The following is a 24,920-nucleotide window of genomic DNA, read 5'->3' on the forward strand; positions in this document are numbered from 1 at the left end:
GAGAGAATCATGAACTATAGTTACGTGAATAACTATATCTTACTATTACCCAAGTTTTTAGAGACTAAACAATTTTAAAATAAAATAACTATAGATTGATAAAATAAGAACTGTTTTTACAGCGGCGATTATGTTGCTCTAACTGTTTGCCAATCAGCTGTTTGAACCGTATCGGGCAAGCAATTGGTAGGGTGAAGACTTCCTTTTTGGTTGTCAAAAAATAAAAGGTATCGTCATGATAAATCTGTTTAAACTCATGCCATTGTGCCCGTGTTGTCCCACTAGCAAGAGTGGCAGATAATCCGTTATCATCGAGCTTTAATTCAACCGGAAAGGCTGTATTCGGTGTGATTTTTTTACTAATCCAACTCAATAAGAAACTAAATAATGGTGTGGCACAAAAAACAAGCGTGGTTATAAAAAAAACAATCGCACTGCTTACAAGAATAACCGTAAGGGTCTGCTCATATAAAAACAGTAACAAACCGACAATCACAGTTACTAAGATGCTATAAATAAAGCGAAAAGCGAAAAAGACAGGTGAATGCTTTAACTTTTGTTCTTGGTAAGAAATTAAAGCATGTGTCGATGCTTCGAAGTGGATAACCATCTTTTTGTTCCTCCTAGCTACAATTATTCTTAGTATAGCATAAACTGTGCTTGATAAATTTCTTTAGTAACTGTGAATGGAAAAAGAACAACGACGAAAGATCGTTGTTCTCGGATTACAGGCAATACCTACACCTTGCAAGTTTAGTGTCAATAGGTTTCGGAAATGCTATTTGCTATGCTTGTAAAAAAACGCGACGTGTGTGGTGACGCTCATCTGCTTCAATCGCAGCAATTTTATGTTTACATATACCTTGAGCTGTTGTAATGACCCATTCATCTGCGAGATCAATATCTTTGATTGTTAAGGGATTGTAAACAATCGTATAGGCGATATCACTGATAACTTCTCTAATTGAAATATCGAAGTACTGCCCATTTATACCGACTTTTGTGATTTGTTCCATTTAAAACATCTCCTTAGTTATGATTGATATCTTTCTTTACAACACCAAGTATAGCAGACAAATAACGTCTTAAACGTAAGTCATTATGACAGCTCTGTGAACTCGCCTAAATAAGGCGAATTAATGACTATCTTTAAAGATATAAATATTGTAAAATGTTCTTCTGCGGACTCACGTTATCATTTTTCATTTGAAAAAACATCAGCTATGATAGATGTATGTAAGCATTTTGAGGAGGTTAAGTATGCGACGAATATATAAAGATTTTCGTAAAGCAGAGCAAGTTGAGCTAGTTCCAAGAGGACTGATTATTTATATGATGACATCAACGAAAACACCACTGATGATGCAAATGAAGCTGGAGAAAAGTCGTAAAAGTCCAAGGCATGTCACGCATTATTATGTGAATCATGACACCATCTATCGTGCGCAAAATATCAATCGTATCAGTTCTCATCGCTGTCAAAATAAAACGAGCGATGCACTAATTAGTTACACAGTTTGTCATTTGACGACAGATTCACTAATTGAACAAAAGCAGAATTTAAAAGTCTTGTGTCAACAAATAGCGGAGGATGTAAAACGCTTAGGAATAGCTGTTAGTCCGAAAACGATTTTTTGTGAAGATGATACGATAAACGTGGCCGAAATGATTGAATGTATTGAAGCAGAGCTGAGCTGTGAAAGGGGAACAATGTCACATCTGCGTTTGCCTGTGCAAGTAGGAGATGTTGTGCGGTTGAAGTATGCCTGTAAACGATGGCCGAATGGTAAGGCTGTTAGCGAGACAGAACGGGCACAAGGTTATAAAATAATTCAGAAGAAAGCCACAACAGCCATTACAGCGGAGCGTCTTTTTTTACTCGATCGTATCTATCAGTGGGTTAAAGAGAAGGATATACAAAAAGCGACCTACCATTAGTAGATCGCTGAAAAAGCTGTATCACATTAATTGAAGTCGCTTATAGTTGCATACCGTATTGTTGAAGTCATAGGCAGGTGTATCATACAGTTCGATGAGTGCTGAGTTATCGTACAGTTTAATGACTGTCCCCTTAAAGAAAATACCACTACGGTTGAATTGAACCGCATCACCGATGTTGAAGTCGCATTCTTTTTCCACCTGTTTACCTCTACTGTCAAAAGCCACGCTTGATAATGCCATAATTGAAACACCCCTTATCGTTTAATTAGACCCCTAAAGACTTTAACGCTATCTACCCGATTTTCAAATTAGAAAACATATAATATAAAAATATGATGTTATAACAACATTGTAACCGTTTTCTTGCTAAAGTCAACTTTATTTTTTAGAATTATTAGTTTTTAATGAAAAAAAATACGAATCCCTTCAGCAGCTCGCAAATGTTATACTGGAGAGACAAAAGTAAACACATGCTAGGAGTTGAAGGTATTGTGACAAAAATTGTTATTTTAGCAGAAAAACCAAGTCAAGCAAAAGCATATGCAGATAGCTTTCAATCGAAACAAAAAATAGCCGGTGGTTTTGCGATTAAAGATGAGTTGTTCACAGCCGATGTCATTATCACTTATGCCTATGGTCATTTAGTCGAGTTGCAAAATCCAGAATATTATACTGCTGACTGGAAAAAATGGCAGTTGCAGCAATTGCCGATGTTTCCTGAACGCTATCAATTTAAGGTGACAGCAGATAAACGAGCCCATTTTAAACAGGTCAAAAGTTATTTGGATGAAGCGGATCAAATTATCATTGCGACCGATAGTGATCGTGAGGGTGAAAATATCGCGCGTTCTATCATTGAGGTCAGTGGTAATGCTCAGAAGCCAACGCAGCGTCTCTGGATTAACTCGCTCGAATCCGACGAGATACGTAAAGGGTTCGCAACGCTACGACCAGGTGCTGATTATTATTCCGCTTATATTGAGGCGCAAACACGGCAAATTAGTGATTGGTTAGTCGGAATGAACATTAGTCGCCTGTACACCTTATTGTTGCAAAAAAAGGGGCTGACTGGTGTGTTTTCGATTGGTCGTGTACAAACGCCAACCTTGTTTTTAATTTGGCAGAGACAACAGGAGATTGCTGAATTCAAACCGGAAACGTATTACGAAGCGTACCTTGAAGTTGAGGCAGAACACGGTCATTACCGTGCAAAGCATAAGCAACAGTTTAAATCACTCGCCGACTTACGGGCTTATTTCAAAAAAGGGAACATTTCCTATCAGACAGAACAGCCAGCGCGAGTAACCAAGTTAGAAACCAAACAAAAACAAGTTGCTTCACCGCAATTGTATTCATTATCTGATTTGCAAAGTCATGCCAACCGCTTATATAAAATTAGCCCAGCGAGCACCTTAAAAATAGTACAGACTCTATATGAACGTAAATTAGTCTCCTATCCAAGAACGGATTGTCATTTCATTACCCCGGCTGAATTTAACTATTTAAAGAGTGGACTGAGCGATTATTGTAACATCGAGCAGGTTGAAATCAGTGACCCGCGCTTGAATGCGAATAAACGGTATGTTGATGCTGCAAAAGTACAAGAGCATTATGCGATTATCCCAACTAAAAAGAAACTGAGCGCCGCGAGTCTTGCGAAACTGGGGAACTTTGAAAAAAAACTCTATCATTTAATTGTCAAACGAACGATTGCGATGTTTGCCCCACCGTATGTGTATGATGAAACAACGGTGGAAACAAGCGTTGAGACAGAACCGTTTAAAACAATTGGACGAACAGTCAAACAACGCGGTTGGAAAGCTATTTTAGCAACGACCACGCCAAAAGTAAAAAAAGACGATTTGCCTGCTTTGCCGAAGTTGCAACTGCACGAACAGGTTGCTGCCACCTTAGTCGATAAAGCCTGTGAAACAAAAGCCCCGCCTGTATATACTGAAGGGACGTTAATTACCGCCATGAAAACGATTGGAAAAGGCAGTGAAGCTGAGGCGAAAAAAATTCTAAAAGCGATTGAGGGTATTGGTACAGAAGCCACACGTGCGAACATCCTAGAAACCTTAAAGCGACAAGAATATATTGAGGTGAACGCAAGTCAAATACGGGTGACCGACAAAGGCTGCGTCCTGTGTGAAAATATTAAAGATGTAGAAATTTCAAGCGCTGAGATGACAGCGAAATGGGAAGGTTACTTAAAAAAAATCCATGATGGCACAGGGACACAGGCTGCCTTTTTAGGCAGTATCCAACGCTTTATTGAACATTTAATCGCAGTTGTCCCGCAACAATTAGCGACAGCTCAGATTGATGTGACGGCCGAGTCGCAAGCGATTGGCACCTGTCCGACCTGTGGAAAAGCAGTACTTGAAAAATTCAAGGTGTTTGGCTGTGAAAGTTGTGATTTTGTCATCTTCAAAAAAATATTAAATAAAAAAATCAGTCGGACGATGTGTGTGAAACTGTTGAAAACACGTAAAACTAATCTTTTAAAAGGATTTATTAGTAAAAATGGGAAAAAATTCAATGCCAGTTTACGGTTGGACGATGAAAATAAAGTGGCGTTCAAATTTATTCCATTTACGAAAGCTAAATAAAAGTTTGACCATTTTGAACCAATGGAATGACAGTCGCTTACTTTTATGCTATTCTAAGACCATGAATCGAACGAAGGAGTGGTCTTAATGAAAGTGGATTTGAATCGCATTAATGCGTTAGCAAAAAAGAAAAAAGAAACTGGACTAACTGAAGCGGAGACAAAAGAACAGGCAGTGTTACGCCAAGCCTACTTAGCTGAAATCAAAGGGCAAGTACTAAATACGGTTTCTGGCCTTAAAATTATGGACGAACAAGGCAACGATGTGACCCCTAAAAAAATTAAAGATGAGCGTAATAAACAAAAACATGCGAGTACGATTATTAGTAATAAATTCCCGCGTGTTTAACGATGAAAAAGGCCCTCTGGCAACTGCCAGAGGGCCTTTTTTTATGTAGTGTATTATCGTGTTGATTTAGCTTTTGATGCGATAAATTTACGGAAGTAGAAATCAAGTCCAATTTTACCGGCGTTTTGACCACCAACAATAATGAAGAAGCCGATTAAAATGTATAATGGGTTAACTGAGACAGTGCCACCGAATAAGAAAGCAAAGTTCATTACCATTCCGAAGAATACGGCTGTTTTAGTAAAGAGTCCGACGATTAAACCAAGACCAATTAATAATTCGCCCCACATAACGAGGAAACTGAATAATTCAACGTTGCCTGCTGCAAATGTTTCAATGAACCAGTTGTATGCAGGATATAAAGCGTTACCCTCAGGTCCTGTGACCGGATTTGCAACAATGTTGTTAATTAAGCCGCCAGCGCTGAAGGCTGTATCTCCTGTAATTTTTCCGAAACCAGATGATAACCATTGATACCCAAGATAAACCCGTAAGACTGTTAAAATTGCCATTGCAATTTTATTTGTTCGTAACCAATTCAACATAATAATTCCTCCCTCATAATTGAGCTGTTTCTCTGAACTAAGTAAAAATGAATGATGTGCATTTATCGATGTAACTATTTTTATTACTCTTTTAGTATATGTAACTCTTTTTTATTTAACAATCAGTTTTGCTTAATTTACGATTTTAGCCATAAAAATGTGACAAAAATATTAACACGGAAGCTGTTTTGAGATAAAATACTAATTTTTATGGTAAAATCAACAACTTTTTTAAATTAGTTCTAATTTTGGCCGCCTGACAGTTCAGTTTGAACAGCCCTTTTGTTCGCAAACGACACAACTTGTTGCTTATACTAGAGTTAGAAAGACGAGGGGGTGAGAGGATGTATGCTTATTTTGATGTATATGCCGACATTTTTGCTCGTATCAAGCAACGAGGACATGATGTGCATCATTTATTGCCAACAGCGCAGGTACGATTGCCAATGCTGACGATGACAACACAAAACAATGCTGATATTTTAGTCCCACCATCGGAAAAAACGACACAATTAACCATTGTTTGCTATGAAAAAGCATCGGAGCCGGAGTCGCTCATCGATTTGATGGAGGATGTACTAGGCGAATTACTACGCGAAGGTCATGATCAATTGCCGTGGGAAATTAGCCGTTGTCGGATGAAGGTGGACTACCAGTGGTTAGAAAATAAAGCTGTGGTGGCTGGCCAGTTAACGATTGTATTGCCACTGACCAAACGAACACAATAAATGATAGGTGTATGCTTACTAGCAAAATCATGCCACCATCCTCATTTTCAATCTTATTGCTATAGCGCAAAAACCCCTCCCAACCACTTATGTATCAAGGGTTGGGAGGGGTTGTAATTATGTCCTGAGGGGGATTCGAACCCTCGACCGATGGCTTAGAAGGCCATTGCTCTATCCTGCTGAGCTATCAGGACAAATGTGAAACAATGTTGTACTCAACAAAACTTATTGTATGATTTATCACGGAAAAAGTCAATAGTATTGCTGAAATAAACTTAAACACCCTTAATGAGCACCAAATAGATGCTGCTTCCATATTTATAGAAGAAAGTTGCAGTTGACACCGAGTTCATCAGATTAGATAATGACGAAGAAGGAAAACAGAGGTGGAGGGAACAAACAAATGAGTCGAGAAGAAGATATGATGCTTAAAAAAGTATTGATTTCGGCCCAACGGATGGCGCCAGAGGATCGACAACTGGCAACGGCATTAATCGACGTGTACTTAGCAGAGCGAAACTATCAGCAAGCAATAAATGTTGGTGAAGATTACATGCGCATTGTTACCACAGATCGTGACATTATTCAGCAATTAGCGCCAGCCTTTGAGGCAACACAGCAGCACCAGTGTTATCGACAGTGGTTGATTGATGCGACTGAGATCGAGGGTTTTCAAGCGACAGTCGTCGCTGAAGAAGCGACGGGAGAACAGGTTGTACGCTTAACGCCCGGTTTTAAAAAGCATCAGCACGCATTAGCACAATGGCCATTACACGATCAACTCGGATTGCTTCAAACGGGTAATGAGGTACAGATACAATTTTACCAACCTGAAATACAAGCGTTGCTCCAACATAAGGCGCTCACTGTTACTCAGCGTGTCTTTGCACTTGAAGCGTTGCATCGTATTGGCGATGAACAACAATACCGTCTCACTATCCGTGGTCAAACGCTCGATTGCGTACCCGCTCATACGCCATTACGCAGTGAAAATCTTTTTTATCACGCGTTAATTGAAGCGGTTGTAAAACGTTTAGCCGATAACACCCCTGATTTAGCAAATGAAGCGGTTGTTGTTATTCGCCGCCATCAAACGGCGCTCTATCCCCAAGTACCATCACAACAACAGTTGAATGAATGGGTCGAAGCGTATGTCAGCTGGTTAGAGCGGATTTATCACGGGGTAAACCACTCTGACAAGCAAATGCAAAAAGCACTTATCTTAGATGAAATCGACCGTTACGCGTTAGAAAATATCGGGTTTTAGTAATTATCAGTTGAAATGAACGCGATGTATAGTATATACTGATAAAGGTTGAAATTAAAAAACAAATAACATATATCGAACGTTAGTACTTTAAAAACGTTCATTATTTTGGAGGGAATTATATAATGACAGCACAATGGGAAAAATTAGAAGGTAACGAAGGTAAATTAACAATCACTATTCCGCAAGCGGAAGTAAAAGTAGCTTTAGATGAAGCGTTCAAAAAAGTTCGTAAAACATTGGCACCAAAAGGTTTCCGTAAAGGTAAATTACCTCGTCAAATGTTTAACCAAATGTACGGTGAAGCATCATTATTCAACGATGCATTAGACGTATTATTACCAACAGTTTATCCTGCAGCAATCGATGAAACAGGAATCAACCCAGTTGCTTCTCCAAACATCGACATCGAAAAAATCGAAGCAGATTCTGACTGGGTTATCTCAGCAGTTGTAACTGTTAAACCAGAAGTTAAATTAGGCGATTACAAAGGTCTTAAAGTAGATAAAGCTGACGTTGAAGTATCTGATGAAGATGTTAAACATGAGTTAACTCACTTACAAGGTCATCAAGCTGAATTAGTATTAAAAGAAGGCGCTGCTGAAAAAGGCGATACAGTTGTAATCGACTTTGACGGATACTTAGATGGCGAACAATTCGAAGGTGGAAAATCTGAGAACTATTCATTAGAATTAGGTTCAGGTTCATTCATCCCAGGATTCGAAGAACAATTAGAAGGTAAAAAAGCTGAAGAAAACGTTGTTGTTAACGTAACTTTCCCAGAAGATTACCAAGCAGAAGACTTAGCTGGTAAAGCTGTTGAATTCAAAGTAGCTATCCACGAAGTTAAAACAAAAGAAGTTCCAGAATTAGATGACGAATTAGCTAAAGACATCGACAACGAAGTGGAAACACTTGCTGAATTAACTGAAAAAGTTAAAGCACGTTTAGCTGAAGATAAAGCAACTAAAGCTGTTCAAGCAAAAGAAAACCAAGCATTAGGTCAAGCTGTTGAAAACGCAGAAGTTGACGTGCCTGCTGTAATGATCGAACAAGAAAAAGAAATGTTGAAAAAACAATTCACTCAAGATATCGAAGCCCAAGGTTTAACAACTGAACTTTACTTCCAATTCACTGGTCAAACTGAAGAAGCATTAGATGAACAAATGGCTACTGACGCTGCTGGTCGCGTTAAAACTAACTTAGTGTTAGATGCAATCGCTAAAGCAGAAAACATCGAAGTAACTGAAGAAGAAATTAACACAGAAGTTGATCGTTTAGCTGAAATGTACAAAATGGACGCAGCAACAGTTCGTATGGCATTAGGCGATTTAACAACTGTTACTGAAGATTTACAAATCCGTAAAGCAGTTAAATTTGTAGTTGAAAGTTCAGTAGAAGCTTAAGTTATACTGACAACGCTCAATTAAACTAGCACTTTGTAAGAAGTTGTTTATCATAAGCTTCTTGCAAGGTGTTTTTTTGTCAATTTTGAGAGCGTCCTAGAAAAAAATAATAAGATATAATCTGTGTAAGTGTTTTAGTTGCAACTTGAGGGTGCAATGAGTATAGTAAATATAGAAATATAAGCATATTCGGGAGCGGGATAAGGGCAGTTGTTATCTTAATGTACGAGTTGATTTAAGGAGTGACGTTCGTGTCAAAATTCGATGAAAAAAGCCAGTTAAAATGCTCATTCTGTGGCAAATCACAAGATGAGGTCAAAAAATTAATTGCAGGGCCAGGCGTTTACATTTGTGATGAATGTGTCGATTTATGCAATGAAATTATCACAGAAGAATTGGATGCTGTACAAGCACCCATCTTTGAAGAGTTACCAAAACCAAGTGAACTTCGTTCAACCTTAGATGAGTATGTCATCGGCCAAGATCGTGCTAAGCGTGCGTTATCAGTCGCGGTATACAACCATTACAAACGCATTCAAGCAACTGCGTCACAAGCCGAAGGCGATGTTGAATTGCAAAAAAGTAATATTTGCTTAATCGGGCCAACAGGTAGTGGTAAAACATTATTGGCACAAACATTAGCGCGCGTACTCGATGTACCATTTGCAATCGCAGATGCAACCAGTTTAACTGAAGCTGGTTATGTCGGTGAAGATGTCGAAAACATTCTCTTGAAACTGATTCAAGCAGCTGATTTTGATGTCGAACGTGCAGAAAAAGGGATTATTTACATCGATGAAATCGATAAGGTTGCCCGTAAATCAGAGAATACCTCAATTACACGTGATGTTTCTGGTGAAGGTGTTCAACAAGCCTTGCTTAAAATTTTAGAAGGTACAGTTGCAAGTGTACCTCCTCAAGGTGGACGAAAACATCCGAATCAAGAATTTATTCAAATTGATACGAGCAAAATCCTCTTTATCGTTGGTGGTGCATTTGATGGCATTGAAGGCATCGTTCGTAATCGTTTAGGTGAAAAAGTGATTGGTTTTGGCAAAGAGAACAACACAATCAATGAAGATGAATCATTGATGCAAAAAGTAGTGCCAGAAGATCTCTTGAAATTCGGTTTGATTCCCGAATTTATCGGTCGATTACCAGTAATGGCCTCACTCGAGTTGTTAGATGAACCGGCTTTAATTTCAATTTTAACAGAACCTAAAAATGCGTTAGTGAAACAATACCAACGTTTATTAGAATTAGATGACGTTGAACTTGAATTTACAACTGATGCACTTAGCGCGATTGCCTTACTGGCGATTGAGCGACGCACCGGTGCACGTGGTCTCCGTTCAATCATCGAGCATATTATGTTAGATGTGATGTACGAAGTGCCAACCCGTGAAGATGTGACGAAATGTAAGATTACAGCAGCTGTTGTCAACGGCGAAGAACAACCGTTATTAAGCTTGAAAGACGGCTCTGAAATTGCAATGGCATAGCACAACCGCAGTTGCTAGTGTATAATATAAAATGAGCAAGTAAATAAGCTAACTACCTTGTGCTATAGCCAAGGTAGTTTTTTTAAGGAGCGAGACGATGAAAGTAAATCAAGTAGAACTATTAATCTCGGCTGTTAGACCAGAGCAATACCCAAAAGGGCAGTTGCCAGAATTCGCCTTAGCTGGTCGTTCGAACGTCGGTAAATCATCATTTATAAACCGTATGTTACAACGTAAAGCAATGGCACGTATTTCATCTAAGCCAGGGAAAACACAGACACTAAATTTTTATGAAGTGGAACAAAAACTAATCTTTGTCGATGTACCAGGCTATGGTTATGCTAAAATCTCAAAGAGTGAGCGTGCCAAATGGGGCGTGATGATGGAAACATATATGACCGACCGACCACCGCTAAAAGCAGTTATTCAAATTGTTGACATGCGCCATAAACCGTCAAGTGATGACGTGGCAATGTATCAATTTTTAAAACATCATGATATTCGTGTCATTGTAATCGCGACTAAATCGGATAAGATTCCGAAGGGGCGCTGGCAAAAAAGCATTAAAGAAATCAAAGAAACACTCAAATTCGACGCCGATGATAATATTGTTACCTTCTCATCTGAAAGTGGTCTAGGAAAAGACCAAGCGTGGAAAATCATCGAGAAATTCATGTAAGGAGTGAATCATCATGCCGAAACGTAATATTAGCAAGTCACAACACGCGTTTAAAAGCGCTGTTACCAAAATGCCAGGTGGTGTGAGTAGTCCGGTGCGAGCCTTTAATTCAGTTGATACCGAACCGGTGTACATCGATCGCGGCGAAGGGGCTTATTTATATGATATCGATGGCAATAAATACATCGATTATGTTTTATCATGGGGGCCACTTATTTTAGGTCATGCCAATCCGCGGGTCGTTCAAGACGTGCAAGCAATGACAGCCAAAGGCATGAGTTTTGGTGCAAATCATTTGAGCGAACTCGCATTAACTGATGAAGTTATCAAACGGGTACCATCTGCGGAGTCTGTCCGCTTTGTTAACTCGGGCACCGAGGCAACGATGAGCGCACTGCGTTTAGCGCGAGGCTACACTGGTCGTGACCTCATCATTAAATGTATCGGTAGTTACCATGGTCATGGCGACTCGCTCTTAATTAAGGCGGGATCGGGTGTGGCTACCTTAGGTTTACCTGATTCGCCGGGTGTTACAAAGGGTACTGTTGCGGATACAATCACAGTCCCTTACAATGATTTAGCGGCTGTTGAAGCAGTATTAAAACAACATCCACAACAAGTTGCCGCGCTGATTGTTGAACCAGTCGCAGGTAATATGGGTGTTGTACCGCCGATTGCAGGTTATTTGGAAGGCTTGCGTAGCCTAACACATCGTTATGATGCGTTACTGATTTTTGACGAAGTGATGACCGGTTTCCGTGTGGGATTACAATGTGCCCAAGGCCATTTCGGTGTGACGCCAGACCTAACTTGTTTAGGTAAGGTCATCGGTGGCGGCATGCCGGTAGGGGCTTATGCCGGTCCGCGAGCAATCATGGAACAGGTTGCGCCAGCAGGGAACATCTATCAAGCAGGTACGCTATCGGGTAATCCGTTAGCGATGACTGCGGGGGTGGCAACACTCGAACAGCTAACACCGGCAGTGTATGCGGAATTTAATCGCATCATTGATAAATTAACAACGGGTATCGAAACGATTGGGCGCGCCCATCAGATTCCCGTAACGGTTAACCGTGCGGGCTCGATGTTTGGTTTCTTCTTCGCTGATGGACCGATTCATAACTTTAATGATGTGAATCGCTCTAACTTGACGCGCTTTAGTGACTATTATCGTGAAATGAGCGATCGTGGCATATACTTGCCGCCATCGCAGTTTGAAGGCTTGTTTATTTCGACGGCCCACACCGATGTTGAGATTGATGCGACCTTGAATGCGATGGAAGATACCTTTGCCATCTTGCAAAAGTAAGTACTGGCACACGTGTTGACGATATGAGGGTGAACCATTGACGAATGTCGCTGTGAAATGCTACAATAAACGAAACTTAAATACTGCCAATAACGATGATGAGGAAGAGTAAATCAAGTGATTAGTTCAGAGAGGAAACGGCTGCTGCAAGTTTCTCTAATCCTTGGTTGAACGTAGCCTCTGAGTTGCTTTTTTGAATTCATAGTAAAAAAAGCCGGTGCGAGCCGTTACGTAAATGAAGTGCTTTCCTCTAAGGGGGAAGTATAAAGGTGGTACCGCGGAATGCTCTTTTCGTCCTTTTTTGAGGATGAATGGGGCATTTTTTATATGGACAGAAAGGGATGATTACAATGACAAACAAAGAACCGTTAGCAACAAAATATGATCCACAAGCAATCGAAGCCGGCCGTTATGACTGGTGGGTAAAAAAAGGCTTTTTCGAAGCAACAGGAGACGAGGCTAAACAACCGTTTAGCGTTGTAATTCCACCGCCAAACGTAACAGGTAAATTGCACTTAGGTCACGCTTGGGATACGACTTTACAAGATATTATTACCCGCCAAAAACGGATGCAAGGCTACGATGTACTTTGGTTACCAGGGATGGATCATGCGGGTATTGCAACGCAGGCAAAAGTAGAGGCTAAATTACGTGAAGAAGGTATTTCACGCTATGATTTAGGCCGTGAAAAATTTGTTGAGCAAGTTTGGGACTGGAAAGAAGAATATGCCGGTCACATTCGTGAACAATGGGCAAGCATGGGCTTAGGACTTGATTATTCAAAAGAACGTTTCACACTTGATGAAGGCTTGAACAAAGCGGTCAACAATGTGTTTGTCACGTTGTACGAAAAAGGGTTGATTTACCGAGGTGAACGCATCATTAACTGGGATCCAGCGGCTCAAACAGCACTTTCTGATATCGAAGTTATTCATAAAGACATAAACGGTCACTTCTATCACTTAAAATACCCGTTAACAGACGGGTCAGGTTTCTTAGAAGTTGCGACTACTCGTCCCGAAACAATTCCTGGTGATACAGCGGTTGCTGTTCACCCTGACGACGAACGTTATGCACAATACATCGGCAAAACGATTACATTACCGATTATCGGCCGTGAAATTCCAATCATTGCCGACGAGTATGTTGAACGTGAATTTGGTTCAGGTGTCGTTAAAATTACACCGGCACATGATCCAAACGACTTTGAGGTTGGTAACCGTCATGACTTGCCACGTATTATCGTAATGAACGAAGATGGCACAATGAACGAAAAAGCAGGCAAATATAATGGCATGGATCGATTTGACTGTCGTAAAGCGATTATTAAAGACTTTGAAGCATTAGACTTAGTCGTTAAAATCGAAGATCATCCTCATTCAGTTGGTCACTCTGAACGTACTGATGCAGTGGTTGAGCCGTACTTATCAAAACAATGGTTCGTTAAAATGGGGCCATTAGCTGAGCAAGCACTTGACTTACAAAAATCAGACGACAAAGTTAATTTTGTGCCTGATCGTTTCGATAACCAGTACACACGTTGGATGGAAAACATTCACGACTGGTGTATTTCACGTCAATTATGGTGGGGTCACCGCATCCCAGCTTGGTATAACGAAGCTGGTGAGGTACATGTTGGGATGGAAGCTCCTGCAGGCGAAGGCTGGACACAGGATAACGATGTCTTAGATACGTGGTTCTCATCTGCTTTGTGGCCGTTTTCAACAATGGGCTGGCCAGACGAAGACGCAGAAATGTTCAAACGTTACTTCCCGACGAATGTCCTTGTAACGGGTTACGATATCATCGCTTTCTGGGTATCACGGATGATTTTCCAATCGGTTGAATTTACCGGTCGCCGTCCGTTTGAAGATGCACTGATTCACGGCTTGGTTCGTGACGAAGAAGGTCGCAAAATGTCGAAATCACTCGGTAATGGTGTTGATCCGATTGAAGTCATTAATAAATACGGTGCCGATTCATTGCGTTACTTCTTAACAACCGGCACATCGCCAGGTCAAGATTTACGTTTCAGCTACGAAAAAGTTGAAGCAACCTGGAACTTCATCAACAAAATTTGGAACGCCTCACGTTTTGTAATGATGAACATCGACGGTCTTGAAGCGAAAGACATCGATTTAAGCAACGTAACAGATGTTAGTGATCAATGGATACTCACGCGTTTAAACGAAACAATCGAACGTGTAACGGAGTTAGCGGACCGTTATGAATACGGTGAAGTTGGTCGTCAATTAAATAACTTCATTTGGGATGACTACTGTGATTGGTACATCGAAATTAGTAAAATTACACTTTACGGTGAAAATGAAGCCGCTAAAGCAACAACGAAAGCGGTCTTAGCTTACGTATTGGATAATATTTTACGTTTGCTACACCCATTCATGCCATTTGTAACCGAAGAAATTTGGCAACAATTACCGACAGAAGGCGAATCGATTGTTACTGCTGCATGGCCAACTGTACGTGTTGAGTTGAACAACGAGCAAGCGGCTGAAGCGATGAAATTATACGTGGAAGTAATTCGTGCGGTTCGAACCATTCGTACAGAAGTGAACACGCCCTTAAGCCGTCCGATTACAATGATGATTAAAGCGAAAACGCCAGCAGTAAAAGCGTTATTAGTCGAAAATAAATCATACATTGAGCGTTTTTGTAATCCCGAAACATTAACAATTGATACGGAATTAGACGTGCCCGCACAAGTAATGACCGCTGTTGTCACAGGCGCTGAAATTTACTTGCCATTGCAAGGTTTAATTGATGTTGCAGCTGAAACGGAACGTTTAGCTAAAGAACTCGATAAATTGAAAAAAGAAGTGGCTCGTGTGCAAGGAAAACTGAACAACGAACGTTTTGTCGCTAATGCGCCAGACGAGGTTGTGGCTGTTGAACGTGCCAAAGAACAAGATTATTTAGAAAAACATGCGCTTGTTGAACAACGCATCGCAGAGTTAGCTAACCTATAGTCAAAGGACTGAAGCAGATGACGACACAGTACGACGACGCAATCGCGTGGATCCACTCACGTTTACGCCTCGGTATTAAACCAGGACTTGAACGGATGACTTATCTGCTTGCGCAACTCGGGCATCCTGAACAGAAAAATCGTTGGGTCCATGTTGCGGGAACGAACGGTAAGGGGTCAACCGTTGCGTATTTGCGCACAACCTTACAAGCGGCAGGTTATGAAGTTGGTACCTTTACCTCGCCTTACATTGAAACGTTCAATGAGCGCATCAGCGTCAATGGGCAACCAATCAGTGATGACGAACTGGTAGCATTGATTACAAAAATACGCCCGATTGTTGAGGCGATGGCGACGTCGCCTTATGGTGAACCGACTGAATTTGAAGTGATTACAGCGATGTTCTTCGATTATTTTGCGACGATGCACTCGATTGATATTGGCATCGTTGAAGTCGGACTTGGCGGCCGCTTAGATAGTACTAATGTGATTGATCCGATACTGAGTGTTATTACAACAATCGGGATGGATCACATTGGCATTTTAGGAGATACCCTCGCCAAAATCGCCTCGGAGAAAGCCGGTATCATCAAACCGAATCGTCCGGTCGTTTCTGGAGTGACACAGGCTGAGTTGCAGCCATTGTTTCGTCAGTGGGCACTCGAACAGTCTGCGCCCTATTACGAGGTGGGTCAGGCTTATACAATCGAACAGGTAACTGACAATCGTTTAACTTTTAAAACGACCGATGACGTCTACAGAGATGTCGTTGTCGGTTTAGTAGGAGATCATCAGTTGCGTAATGCAGCGGTGGCGATACAAGCGTTGCTGTTATTACAACCGCTTTATCCACATGTGACCGAAGCCGTAATACGAGTAGGGCTTGCCACAACAAAATGGCCCGGTCGGTTTGAAACGGTGCACCACCAGCCAACGATTGTGTTAGATGGCGCGCATAATAATGAGGGGATGACGACTTTTGTCGACACACTGGCTAAAATGTACCCTTCACAACCGAAACAGGTGCTTTTCTCAGCCTTAACTGACAAACCACTGGATACGATGTTGGCGCGTTTATTAACGCTATCAAGCACCACGGTGACCTTAACGACTTTTGATTATCCACGGGCAATGACAGCTAGTCAGCTACAAACGAAGGCCACGCAATTTGCACTGCCGCATGCAGCGGATTGGCGTCAGACGCTGACTACCTTCATTGAAGAAGCAACTGCTGATGATACCGTCATTGCAGTGACAGGGTCACTGTATTTTATCGCAGAAGTACGGGCGTATTTATTGGCGTTGAAATAAGGGCTCTATGTCAAATAGTGTTGTTATTCAAAATTTAGTAAAATAAGTCATTTTTGCAGCTACCTTTTTTGGTAGCTGCTTTTTTTGTAGTCATTCCTAATGTGAAGGACGCTTTCTGCGGGTGACGCTTCATCCTCCGCGCTCCGCTGGGGGGTATTCAGCTGCCACTTTTCCCGCTAGAGTCGCCTTCACAAACGTCATGACGCTGCACGTTTATTATTGAGGCTCTCGCGTATTAAAAGACAGTAAAAGAGTCAATTAATTACGAGTTGGGAGCGATGCGTTTATGATTGAATCCGAGTAGAATCCTGTTTCTGAAATTTGAAAAGTTACGGTAACCAAACGAAATCCGTTTAATCACTTTTATTTTGTTATTGATCCCTCCTAAATGCCCGTTGGAATCCTTGTATTTAAAGCTATTTTCGATTGCAAGTAAATGCTTGTTTAATATTTTTAAACTGCGTTTCAGTTGTGAAGAAACGAAAGGTTTTTTAGTCTGAATCAGTGATTGGTAAGCAGGGAAATTTTTGTGTTGTAGCGCAATCAGTAATTGCTGTGCTAGTTCGTACGTTTCTTTGAATTCAACATCCAGTGTCATAAAGTAATCGATGATTCCTCTCGAACTTTTTTGTCCGTTAAATAAACGATGATAGCGATAATCAAAATCGCTTAAGTCTGTTTTGTTTTTGAGAAGTAATTTCCAATACGCTTTGAGTTTACGATAAATCTTTTTATCTTCTGAGTTTGAAGTATCATAACGGTTCATGAGTTTAATGCGTGTTTGATTAAGGGAACGTGTTACTAATTGGGACAAATGAAAACGATCGATGATGGTATCTGCATTTGAGAACACCTCTTTAATTAAAGACCCGTAAGGGGCGTTCATATCGATGACAATCGTTTTTACAGAAGCTCTCGCTTCAGATGAATAATTTGAAAAGTAATCTCTGAGATGATGTAATCTTCTAGATGGGAGGATATCAATGATTTCATATTTTTTCGCATCAGTGAAAATTCACCAACACCATAAATTATAGAACCGAAATAATTGTTAACCCTCCAAAAAGGTTCTTTTTTGGAGGGTTTTTTAGTTTGGCTTAAAGAGACGGAGTGCTTAACGAATATGCGTGCATTATGGCCAGTCTAGCAGTGTCAAAGCGCGAGAATCAGTTATAACACAGGCACTGATTGTTGCTATACTTAAAAGAAAAAAGGAGTCGCCATGATTATTCTCGGTTATGTGTTGAGTTCGTTTATTTATTGGAGTGCCACGGCTTATGCAACGGAAAATACCTTATGGCGTCGACGTTCACGCTGTGATGACTGTGGTTCAATCCTACAGTGGTGGCAACTCATACCAATCGTTAGTTTCTGCGCTTTACGCGGACGCTCTGTTTGTTGTCAGCAACCACTAAAATGGGTTTACCCATTGAGTGAATTGGTTGTTGTTGCTGTTCTGGTTCCAATTGGTTTTGATATGAGTGTCAGTGCAATTGTTCAAGGCAGTGTCTATCTTGTGTTAATTTGGCTCTCGTTTGTCGATTGGCAGAGTTACCATGTTCCGCTCCCAATGGTGATTTTTTTGGCGTTATTATTGGTTAGTTTACATGGTACAGCTGTAATAGCAGTTTTCGTTATTAATGGGGCAGTTTGTTTGTTGCTGTGGCTGAGTGCTAACCGTGCGATTGGTAGTGGTGATATTTGTTTGTTTTTAGCCTTAGGGTGGGGAGTGCCACCATTACAATTTATTTGGTTAATCGGCTTAGCAGCAGCACTTGGTCTCGTGTGGACAATGCTCAAACGCCAACGTCAGCCGATTCCCTTTGTGCCGTTTATTAGCATGGCTTATTTTATTATGACAGGAGGTGTTTTTGATGGTGGATTCGCTAGTTGAACAACCACGTGAGCGTTTAATCGCGTATGGGGCAGAACAATTATCCACGCAAGAATTATTAGCGATTATCTTGCAGACAGGTACAGTTAAACATTCGGTTTATCAATTAGCAACAAATGTTCTACGGCAGTATGAAACGCTCAGTCACTTACAACAGGCCTCTCATAAAGAATTGATGACCATAGAAGGTATCGGTCCAGTTAAAGCGACCCAAATACTAGCAATGCTCGAAATGGGCAAACGTTTAGCAGTTGAATCGTTTGTGCATAAGCAATCGATTGAATCGCCAGAAGAAGCAGTCGGAATCGTCTTGCCAAAAATGCGCTATTTGACGCAAGAACATTTCATTTGTATGTATTTAGATAGTAAACATCAGTTTATTCACAGCGAAACGCTCTATATCGGTGGTTTAAATGAGGTATTAATTTCACCACGTGAAGTGTTTTTAAAAGCGTTGCACTATAATGCGGCTAATGTTATTTGCTTTCATAACCATCCATCGGGTGATATTAGGCCGTCTAAGGCCGATATAAGCGCAACAAAACGCTTGCGTGAGAGTGGTGAACTGCTTGGCGTGCGATTAGTCGATCATATCATTATTGGTGATGGTGATTTTTATAGTTTTAGTCGCGGTGACTATTAACTGATTGCGAATGAAGATAGTAACAGTAGCAATTAAAGGAACGAGTGTTCTAATTTTGTTGAAAATAAGCTGAAACGAGGGTTATGCGGTTATTTATTCAGCTTTTAACACACAATTCATTTAAAAAGAGTTAAGGCTATGTTAAAATAATTAAGATAGCGCGGAGGTTGTCTTAATGATTGATAATTGTCCTATCTTTAAATGTCTCAGCAGTCTGTCTATTTCATCAGAAAAGAGGCGCTATACATGGTCTGCCACAGTCATTGGCTGAAGGTATGATATAATGAATTAAGTAGTGACGGTAACAATGAGCACGTTAATCATTTCATAAATGTAAATTAGATAACTATAAAAATTACCATTAAAAAAGGAGTCTGGAAAATGTTTAGTTTTGGGAGTAAAGATATCGGTATCGATTTAGGAACCGCGAATACATTAGTCTATGCAAAAGGAAAAGGGATTGTTTTACGCGAACCATCTGTCGTAGCAATCAATAAAGATTCAGGTCAAATCGTAGCGGTCGGTAGTGATGCTCGCAATATGATTGGTCGTACACCAGGAAATATTGTCGCGATTCGTCCAATGAAAGATGGTGTTATTGCTGATTACGATATTACCGCGGCGATGATGAAATATTACATTGATAAATTGAATAAAGGCATGGGTCTTGGCAAACCACACGTGATGATTTGTATTCCCGTTGGTGTAACAGGCGTTGAGGAACGAGCTGTCATAGATGCAACGCGTCAAGCGGGAGCACGTGATGCTTATACAATCGAGGAACCGTTTGCGGCAGCGATTGGTGCGGGCTTACCAGTTTGGGAACCAACAGGTAGTATGGTAGTAGACATTGGTGGTGGTACGACAGAAGTGGCAATTATTTCACTTGGAGGTATTGTAACTGCTGTCTCAGAACGTACCGCTGGTGATAAGCTCGATGAAGCAATCGTCAACTACATCCGTAAAACATATAATCTCCTCATTGGTGAACGTACTGCCGAAGCAATTAAAATGGAAATTGGTTCAGCAAATCCAGAAGGTTTAGAAAAACAAACAACTGATATTCGCGGACGAGACCTTGTAACAGGGCTGCCTAAAACAATCGAGATTACTGCTCAAGAAATTTGCACGGCTTTACACGATTCAGTGATGCAAGTAATTGATGCTGTTAAAACAACTTTAGAGAGTACTCCGCCAGAATTGGCTGCCGATATTATGGATCGAGGTATTGTCTTGACAGGTGGGGGTGCTTTATTACACAATATCGACCGTTTGATTTCCGAAGAAACAAACATGCCTGTTGTGATTGCTGAAGACCCATTAGACTGTGTAGCAGTTGGGACAGGTAAATCATTAGATAACATTAACTTGTTCAAAAACGCAAAAAAAGGTAGATAGTCAGAATGAATAAGACAGTGTACATGACTGTCTTATTCATTCTTTATAACGCGATAAAATTAAATATGTTGAGGTGTTGGTACTATGCCACGTTTTTTCTTAAATAAACGTTTATTAATACTACTTGTAGCAGTAGTGTTATTTGTAAGTCTGGTTGGTTTTACCTCACGCGACCGTGAGAATGCCTCTTTACCAGAATTGTTTGTGTATGATGTTGTGGGGTTTGCCTCGAATATCATCTCTAAACCGGTCAATTTTGTTGTTGGTCTCTTTGATGGTGTAAGAGATTTAACTTCAACCTATGAAGAAAACAAATCACTAAAAGAGCAAGTCGAACAGTTGGGCCAACTTCAAAGTGATGTGGTAACGTTAAAACGAGAAAATAAGGACTTGAAAAACCAGTCTGATGTCAAAAAAACACTATCAGAATTTGAACCGATTTCCGGTTTAGTTATTTCGCGTGACCCTGATGGTTGGTTCGATCAAGTAACAATCAATAAGGGTTCTTTAGATGGTATTAAGCCTAATATGGCTGTTACAACTGGCAAAGGATTGGTCGGTAAAATTAAATCAGTCAGCGCAAAATCATCGTCTGTTGAATTGTTAAGCTCATCAGACTCGCGCACACGCATTAGTGCGGCGGTGCAGTTAGGTGAGAATAAAAAGGCGTATGGTATTGTTAGTGGCTATAATAAAGAAGAAAACACGATACAATTGACACAATTACCGATTGATCAAAAATTCAAAAAAGGTCAAAAAGTAGTGACAACAGGTTACGGTGGTCGTTTTCCAGGTGGTCTACTTGTCGGTGAAATTGAAAGTGTCGAAAATGATCAGTTTGGTTTATCACAAACAGCAAATATAAAAACTGAGGCAGATTTATATGACTTTGATACAGTACTCGTTGCAAAAAGAACGATTGATACTGAGTCATAGGTGAGGAGTGCTTAGTATGAAAAAAATACCTGCAAGAATACTACTTCCCATCATAATGGGACTGTGTTTTATTTTAGAAAATACAGTCAGCTTTTATTTTGCGCACACGCTTTTTTATGGGGCAACGAAATACATTCCTCATTTTATTATTGTCATGCTTATTATGATGGTGGCGTATATACCTCGTAACCAAGTGCTTGTATACGCGTTAATTCTTGGATTGATTTATGATGTTTATAACATTGGCATTATCGGCGTGTACTTTGCAGTATTTCCGGTAGTTGTCTACATCAGTGGGAAATTGTTACACTATTTACAAGGATCCTTTCTAATGGTGTTACTTGTGTCTATTTTTGGCGTTGCCGTTAGTGAATTTGGAGCTTACTTGATATTCTCAAGTTTGAAAAGTGTCTCAATTGCCTTTTTACCGTATGTTACATCACGATTAACAACAACCTTATTATTCAATATGGCATATTTTTTAATTGTTTATTTTCCGTTTACAATGCTACTCAAACGATGGCAACGAGAAAACAAGGGGATTTCAGCGACACAGGTTAAATTGTAATTCACTCATAAATTTCTAGGGGGTCAAAAGATGGAAAAAAAAGCAGTTCAGTTAAAAGGGACTAAGGATGGCATTGTCATACAATTATCGGATGAATCAGGCTATAATACACTTTTCAAAGAATTGAATGACCTGTTAGAAAAGAGACCGAATAAACAAATCAACGAGACAGTCAAACGGACACCGGTGACTGTTGAAACAGGCTATCGCATTTTATCAAAAGAATTCCAAGAAAAAATCATTCGCGTTATCCATGATAAAAGTGATTTGATTGTGAGTAAAATACGAACGAACGTGATGACTAATAATGCCGCGGAAAAATGGAAACATGAAGATGAGGTATTGCCATTATCGCGCTTAATCCGATCAGGACAACTGGTTGAATCAGGAGCGCATATGCTTATTGTCGGAGAAATAAATCCTGGCGGTCATGTAGAAGTCGTTGAACACGCGTTTGTGATGGGGCAAGTCAAAGGAACGATACATGCGGGTAAAAATGGTAACATGAAGGCTGTTATCATCGGGTGTTTCCAATATCCTGCGCAGTTAAGAATTGCTTCTAGTGTACGAACAATCGATAAGGAAGAAGCACTAACAATTGCTACACGCTTATCGATTGCATACTTAGATAAAGAGAATAATATAACAATCGAAGCATTGGATCAATACGCTGATACAAAGTCGATTTTTGCAGCTGAAAAAGGGGGACGCTAATTGTGGGAGAGGCTATAGTAATTACATCTGGTAAAGGTGGCGTCGGTAAATCAACAACCTCCGCTAATATAGGAACAGCACTGGCATTACAGGGTAAAAAGGTCTGTCTAATTGATATGGATATCGGTCTGCGGAATTTAGACGTTATTCTAGGTTTAGAGAACCGAATTGTGTATGATATCGTTGATGTTGTCACAGGACGCTGTAAGTTACACCAAGCATTAGTGAAGGATAAACGATTTGATGGTAAGCTCTTTTTGCTACCAGCCGCACAAAATTCAGATAAAGATGCAATTACAGGTGAAGAGATGAAATCGTTAGTGGATAGTATCCGCGACGATTATGATTATATTATTTTAGATTGCCCAGCAGGAATTGAACAAGGATTTAAAAATGCAATTGCCGGAGCTGATCGTGCGATTGTTGTTGCAACGCCAGAAATTTCGTCTGTTCGTGATGCAGATCGTATCATCGGCCTTTTGGAGCAAAAGGAATTCCCTGCCCCGAAACTGATTATTAATCGTATTCGTGTCAATATGGTTGAAGATGGGCGTTCAATGGCGGTAGAAGACATTACGTCGCATTTAGCGATTGATTTATTAGGCATTATTTTGGATGATGAGGCTGTGATTGAGTCGTCAAATAACGGGCAACCGGTTGTGTTGTCGAATACATCGAAGGCATCACTCGGTTACCGCAATATTGCGCGTCGTATTATGGGAGAGTCAGTGCCATTAATGCAAATTAAAGAGCATAAAGTCGGCTTTTTTAAACGCCTGTTTGGGAAGAAATAAATAGTGTTGGTTATCCATCTGAATATAATTTCGGATGGGTATTTTTTTAGATGGGCATCAGTGGTGAAACAGATGAAAGTTATGATACACTAATGCGTATAATAGATAAGGAGGAATTAGCATGAAAAAAATTCAAACACTTGATGCACCACAGGCAATTGGTCCTTATTCACAGGGGCAAATCGTTGGCGATCTTCACTTCTTTTCGGGACAAATCCCATTAGACCCACAGACTGGTGAAATGGTTGGTGAAACTATCACTGCTCAAACAGACCAGGTTATGAAAAACATTAAAGCCCTACTAGCAAGCTGTGGTGGCAGCTATAATGATATTGTAAAGGCAACGATCTTTACGACCGATTTAAGTCAATTTACGGCACTTAACGAGGCATATGCAGCAGCCTTAGGTGATGTGCGTCCCGCTCGTAGTTGTGTCGAGGTAGCGGCATTGCCGAAAAAGGCCCTCGTTGAAATTGAAATCATCGCAGAAATAAAAAAATAAAGAGAATAGCGTTGACGACTCGGTTAATCTATGGTATATTTTAACATGTTATGTATGTAGCACCCGTGCTGCTGTAACCGCGCATTACAGGTATTAAGAACCCAGTGTCGCCTGCTAGTGGCGAGTCTAAGTAAACTAAGAGGAGGTGCATAGAATGTACGCAATTATTAAAACAGGTGGTAAACAATTAAAAGTTGAAGAAGGCCAAGTAATCTACGTTGAAAAACTGGATGCTGAAGCTGGCGCTGAAGTGACATTCAACGAGGTATTATTCGTTGGTGGTGAATCAGTAAAAGTTGGTGCTCCTTTGATTGAAGGCGCAACTGTAACTGGTACTGTTGAAAAACACGGTCGCCAAAAGAAAGTTATCGTTTTCAAATTCAAACCTAAGAAAAACTATCACAAAACACAAGGTCACCGTCAACCTTATACAAAAGTCGTGATTGGTAAAATCAACGCTTAAGTAAAAGACGATTAAGGACTGATGACGTGTGATAAAAGTAAATGTAAACCGATTGAAAGAGACTGAGAAAATCGTTGCAATTGAAATGACAGGTCACGCTGACTATGCTGAGTCTGGTAAAGATTTAGTGTGTGCAGGTGCTTCAACAGTGATATTTGGAATGATTAATGCAATTAGTTTGCATGTCGACCAGGCCCCACATATTGAAGAAAAGGATGGTGGAGGTTACCTTTATTATTCATTACCGGTTGATTTAAGCGATGAGATTCAAAAGGATGTTCAATTGTTAGCGGAAGCTCTATTAACACAGTTCACTACCTTAGAAGCAAGTTATGCTGAATTTATTCAGATAAAAAATAGCTGGAGGTGAAACA

General features: G+C 40.3%; 26 protein-coding genes, 1 tRNA gene and 2 other annotated features. Of the genes, 21 read left to right on the plus strand and 6 right to left on the minus strand.

Translation table 11 applies throughout. From position 1 onward, the window contains the following. Positions 1 to 88: 88 nt before the first annotated feature. Entirely contained in the window at positions 89 to 610 is a 522-nt protein-coding gene (locus ACJYYY_RS04520; protein WP_408869163.1) for a YcxB family protein, read from the minus strand. A 175-nt stretch (positions 611 to 785) separates the two neighbouring features. Then, positions 786 to 1,016 carry a hypothetical protein gene (locus tag ACJYYY_RS04525; RefSeq protein WP_035313975.1) on the minus strand — a complete coding sequence of 77 codons (231 nt, stop codon included), beginning with the start codon at positions 1,014 to 1,016 and terminating at the stop codon, positions 786 to 788. 244 nt (positions 1,017 to 1,260) lie between these two features. On the opposite strand from ACJYYY_RS04525, the gene ACJYYY_RS04530 reads away from it, so the two are divergent. Then, complete coding sequence (locus ACJYYY_RS04530; protein WP_408869164.1) at positions 1,261 to 1,938, plus strand: hypothetical protein; 678 nt, start codon at positions 1,261 to 1,263, stop codon at positions 1,936 to 1,938. A 21-nt stretch (positions 1,939 to 1,959) separates the two neighbouring features. Here the strand turns inward: ACJYYY_RS04530 and ACJYYY_RS04535 are convergent, their stop codons facing one another. Further along, complete coding sequence (locus ACJYYY_RS04535) at positions 1,960 to 2,181, minus strand: DUF2187 family protein (protein ID WP_035313977.1); 222 nt, start codon at positions 2,179 to 2,181, stop codon at positions 1,960 to 1,962. 251 nt (positions 2,182 to 2,432) lie between these two features. Between ACJYYY_RS04535 and topB the strand changes: the two genes are divergently transcribed. Together topB and ACJYYY_RS04545 are read left to right on the plus strand one after the other, a co-directional pair. Continuing rightward, positions 2,433 to 4,553: a DNA topoisomerase III gene (gene topB / locus ACJYYY_RS04540; RefSeq protein WP_408869165.1), complete on the plus strand. Its 2,121-nt coding sequence runs from the start codon at positions 2,433 to 2,435 to the stop codon at positions 4,551 to 4,553. Positions 4,554 to 4,640: 87 nt separating this feature from the next. Beyond that, positions 4,641 to 4,901, plus strand: coding sequence for a DUF896 domain-containing protein (locus ACJYYY_RS04545; RefSeq protein ID WP_408869166.1), 261 nt, complete (start codon positions 4,641 to 4,643; stop codon positions 4,899 to 4,901). A gap of 53 nt (positions 4,902 to 4,954) precedes the next feature. Here the strand turns inward: ACJYYY_RS04545 and ACJYYY_RS04550 are convergent, their stop codons facing one another. Further along, on the minus strand, positions 4,955 to 5,446 hold the full coding sequence (locus tag ACJYYY_RS04550) for a DoxX family protein (protein WP_035313979.1): 492 nt from the start codon (positions 5,444 to 5,446) through the stop codon (positions 4,955 to 4,957). Between the two features lie 344 nt (positions 5,447 to 5,790). Between ACJYYY_RS04550 and ACJYYY_RS04555 the strand changes: the two genes are divergently transcribed. After that, positions 5,791 to 6,174: a hypothetical protein gene (locus ACJYYY_RS04555; RefSeq protein ID WP_035313981.1), complete on the plus strand. Its 384-nt coding sequence runs from the start codon at positions 5,791 to 5,793 to the stop codon at positions 6,172 to 6,174. A gap of 120 nt (positions 6,175 to 6,294) precedes the next feature. Here the strand turns inward: ACJYYY_RS04555 and ACJYYY_RS04560 are convergent. Then, positions 6,295 to 6,368: transfer RNA gene (locus tag ACJYYY_RS04560), tRNA-Arg, on the minus strand. Positions 6,369 to 6,577: 209 nt separating this feature from the next. Here ACJYYY_RS04560 and ACJYYY_RS04565 point away from each other — a divergent pair. The 7 genes from ACJYYY_RS04565 to ACJYYY_RS04595 all read left to right on the plus strand — a co-directional run bounded on the left by ACJYYY_RS04565 (position 6,578) and on the right by ACJYYY_RS04595 (position 16,634). Next, a complete protein-coding gene (locus tag ACJYYY_RS04565) occupies positions 6,578 to 7,441 on the plus strand; it encodes a hypothetical protein (RefSeq protein WP_035313983.1) in 864 nt (287 codons plus the stop codon). Between the two features lie 125 nt (positions 7,442 to 7,566). Continuing rightward, entirely contained in the window at positions 7,567 to 8,847 is a 1,281-nt protein-coding gene (gene tig / locus ACJYYY_RS04570; protein ID WP_035313985.1) for a trigger factor, read from the plus strand. Positions 8,848 to 9,098: 251 nt separating this feature from the next. After that, entirely contained in the window at positions 9,099 to 10,349 is a 1,251-nt protein-coding gene (gene clpX / locus ACJYYY_RS04575; protein ID WP_035313988.1) for an ATP-dependent Clp protease ATP-binding subunit ClpX, read from the plus strand. A 97-nt stretch (positions 10,350 to 10,446) separates the two neighbouring features. After that, on the plus strand, positions 10,447 to 11,028 hold the full coding sequence (gene yihA, locus ACJYYY_RS04580; protein ID WP_035313990.1) for a ribosome biogenesis GTP-binding protein YihA/YsxC: 582 nt from the start codon (positions 10,447 to 10,449) through the stop codon (positions 11,026 to 11,028). Positions 11,029 to 11,041: 13 nt separating this feature from the next. Next, positions 11,042 to 12,337 (plus strand): glutamate-1-semialdehyde 2,1-aminomutase, encoded by a 1,296-nt coding sequence (gene hemL / locus ACJYYY_RS04585; RefSeq protein WP_035313991.1) that lies wholly within the window; start codon positions 11,042 to 11,044, stop codon positions 12,335 to 12,337. 86 nt (positions 12,338 to 12,423) lie between these two features. Beyond that, positions 12,424 to 12,639: a binding site (T-box leader), on the plus strand. Between the two features lie 48 nt (positions 12,640 to 12,687). Continuing rightward, positions 12,688 to 15,324 (plus strand): valine--tRNA ligase, encoded by a 2,637-nt coding sequence (locus ACJYYY_RS04590; protein WP_035314007.1) that lies wholly within the window; start codon positions 12,688 to 12,690, stop codon positions 15,322 to 15,324. Between the two features lie 17 nt (positions 15,325 to 15,341). After that, positions 15,342 to 16,634: a folylpolyglutamate synthase/dihydrofolate synthase family protein gene (locus ACJYYY_RS04595; RefSeq protein ID WP_035313993.1), complete on the plus strand. Its 1,293-nt coding sequence runs from the start codon at positions 15,342 to 15,344 to the stop codon at positions 16,632 to 16,634. Between the two features lie 262 nt (positions 16,635 to 16,896). Here ACJYYY_RS04595 and ACJYYY_RS04600 read toward each other — a convergent pair whose 3' ends face one another. Continuing rightward, entirely contained in the window at positions 16,897 to 17,649 is a 753-nt protein-coding gene (locus tag ACJYYY_RS04600; protein ID WP_408869234.1) for an ISL3 family transposase, read from the minus strand. Between the two features lie 207 nt (positions 17,650 to 17,856). Here ACJYYY_RS04600 and ACJYYY_RS04605 point away from each other — a divergent pair, with 207 nt between their 5' ends. The 10 genes from ACJYYY_RS04605 (at position 17,857) to ACJYYY_RS04650 (ending at position 24,916) form a co-directional block, all read left to right on the plus strand. Then, positions 17,857 to 18,528 carry an A24 family peptidase gene (locus ACJYYY_RS04605; protein WP_035314769.1) on the plus strand — a complete coding sequence of 224 codons (672 nt, stop codon included), beginning with the start codon at positions 17,857 to 17,859 and terminating at the stop codon, positions 18,526 to 18,528. After that, positions 18,509 to 19,171: a RadC family protein gene (radC, locus tag ACJYYY_RS04610; RefSeq protein WP_035314770.1), complete on the plus strand. Its 663-nt coding sequence runs from the start codon at positions 18,509 to 18,511 to the stop codon at positions 19,169 to 19,171. The genes ACJYYY_RS04605 and radC overlap by 20 nt, the downstream gene beginning before the upstream one ends. A gap of 381 nt (positions 19,172 to 19,552) precedes the next feature. Beyond that, positions 19,553 to 20,569, plus strand: coding sequence for a rod shape-determining protein (locus tag ACJYYY_RS04615; protein ID WP_035314771.1), 1,017 nt, complete (start codon positions 19,553 to 19,555; stop codon positions 20,567 to 20,569). An 84-nt stretch (positions 20,570 to 20,653) separates the two neighbouring features. Next, the gene (mreC, locus tag ACJYYY_RS04620) at positions 20,654 to 21,505 is read left to right on the plus strand and encodes a rod shape-determining protein MreC (RefSeq protein ID WP_035314773.1); all 852 of its coding nucleotides are present in this window, start codon (positions 20,654 to 20,656) and stop codon (positions 21,503 to 21,505) included. 16 nt (positions 21,506 to 21,521) lie between these two features. Beyond that, complete coding sequence (gene mreD / locus ACJYYY_RS04625; RefSeq protein ID WP_051456948.1) at positions 21,522 to 22,073, plus strand: rod shape-determining protein MreD; 552 nt, start codon at positions 21,522 to 21,524, stop codon at positions 22,071 to 22,073. 30 nt (positions 22,074 to 22,103) lie between these two features. Further along, positions 22,104 to 22,787 (plus strand): septum site-determining protein MinC, encoded by a 684-nt coding sequence (locus ACJYYY_RS04630; RefSeq protein WP_408869167.1) that lies wholly within the window; start codon positions 22,104 to 22,106, stop codon positions 22,785 to 22,787. A 2-nt stretch (positions 22,788 to 22,789) separates the two neighbouring features. Further along, the gene (gene minD, locus ACJYYY_RS04635) at positions 22,790 to 23,581 is read left to right on the plus strand and encodes a septum site-determining protein MinD (protein WP_035314774.1); all 792 of its coding nucleotides are present in this window, start codon (positions 22,790 to 22,792) and stop codon (positions 23,579 to 23,581) included. A gap of 121 nt (positions 23,582 to 23,702) precedes the next feature. Next, positions 23,703 to 24,083, plus strand: coding sequence for a RidA family protein (locus tag ACJYYY_RS04640; protein ID WP_408869168.1), 381 nt, complete (start codon positions 23,703 to 23,705; stop codon positions 24,081 to 24,083). 65 nt (positions 24,084 to 24,148) lie between these two features. Continuing rightward, positions 24,149 to 24,221 (plus strand) — a sequence feature (ribosomal protein L21 leader region). A gap of 16 nt (positions 24,222 to 24,237) precedes the next feature. Beyond that, positions 24,238 to 24,546 carry a 50S ribosomal protein L21 gene (gene rplU, locus ACJYYY_RS04645; RefSeq protein WP_035314776.1) on the plus strand — a complete coding sequence of 103 codons (309 nt, stop codon included), beginning with the start codon at positions 24,238 to 24,240 and terminating at the stop codon, positions 24,544 to 24,546. A 28-nt stretch (positions 24,547 to 24,574) separates the two neighbouring features. Then, on the plus strand, positions 24,575 to 24,916 hold the full coding sequence (locus tag ACJYYY_RS04650) for a ribosomal-processing cysteine protease Prp (protein WP_035314778.1): 342 nt from the start codon (positions 24,575 to 24,577) through the stop codon (positions 24,914 to 24,916). The last annotated feature ends 4 nt before the right edge of the window (positions 24,917 to 24,920 follow it).

The sequence above is a fragment of the Brochothrix campestris genome (assembly GCF_046058945.1).
Classification (GTDB): domain Bacteria; phylum Bacillota; class Bacilli; order Lactobacillales; family Listeriaceae; genus Brochothrix; species Brochothrix campestris.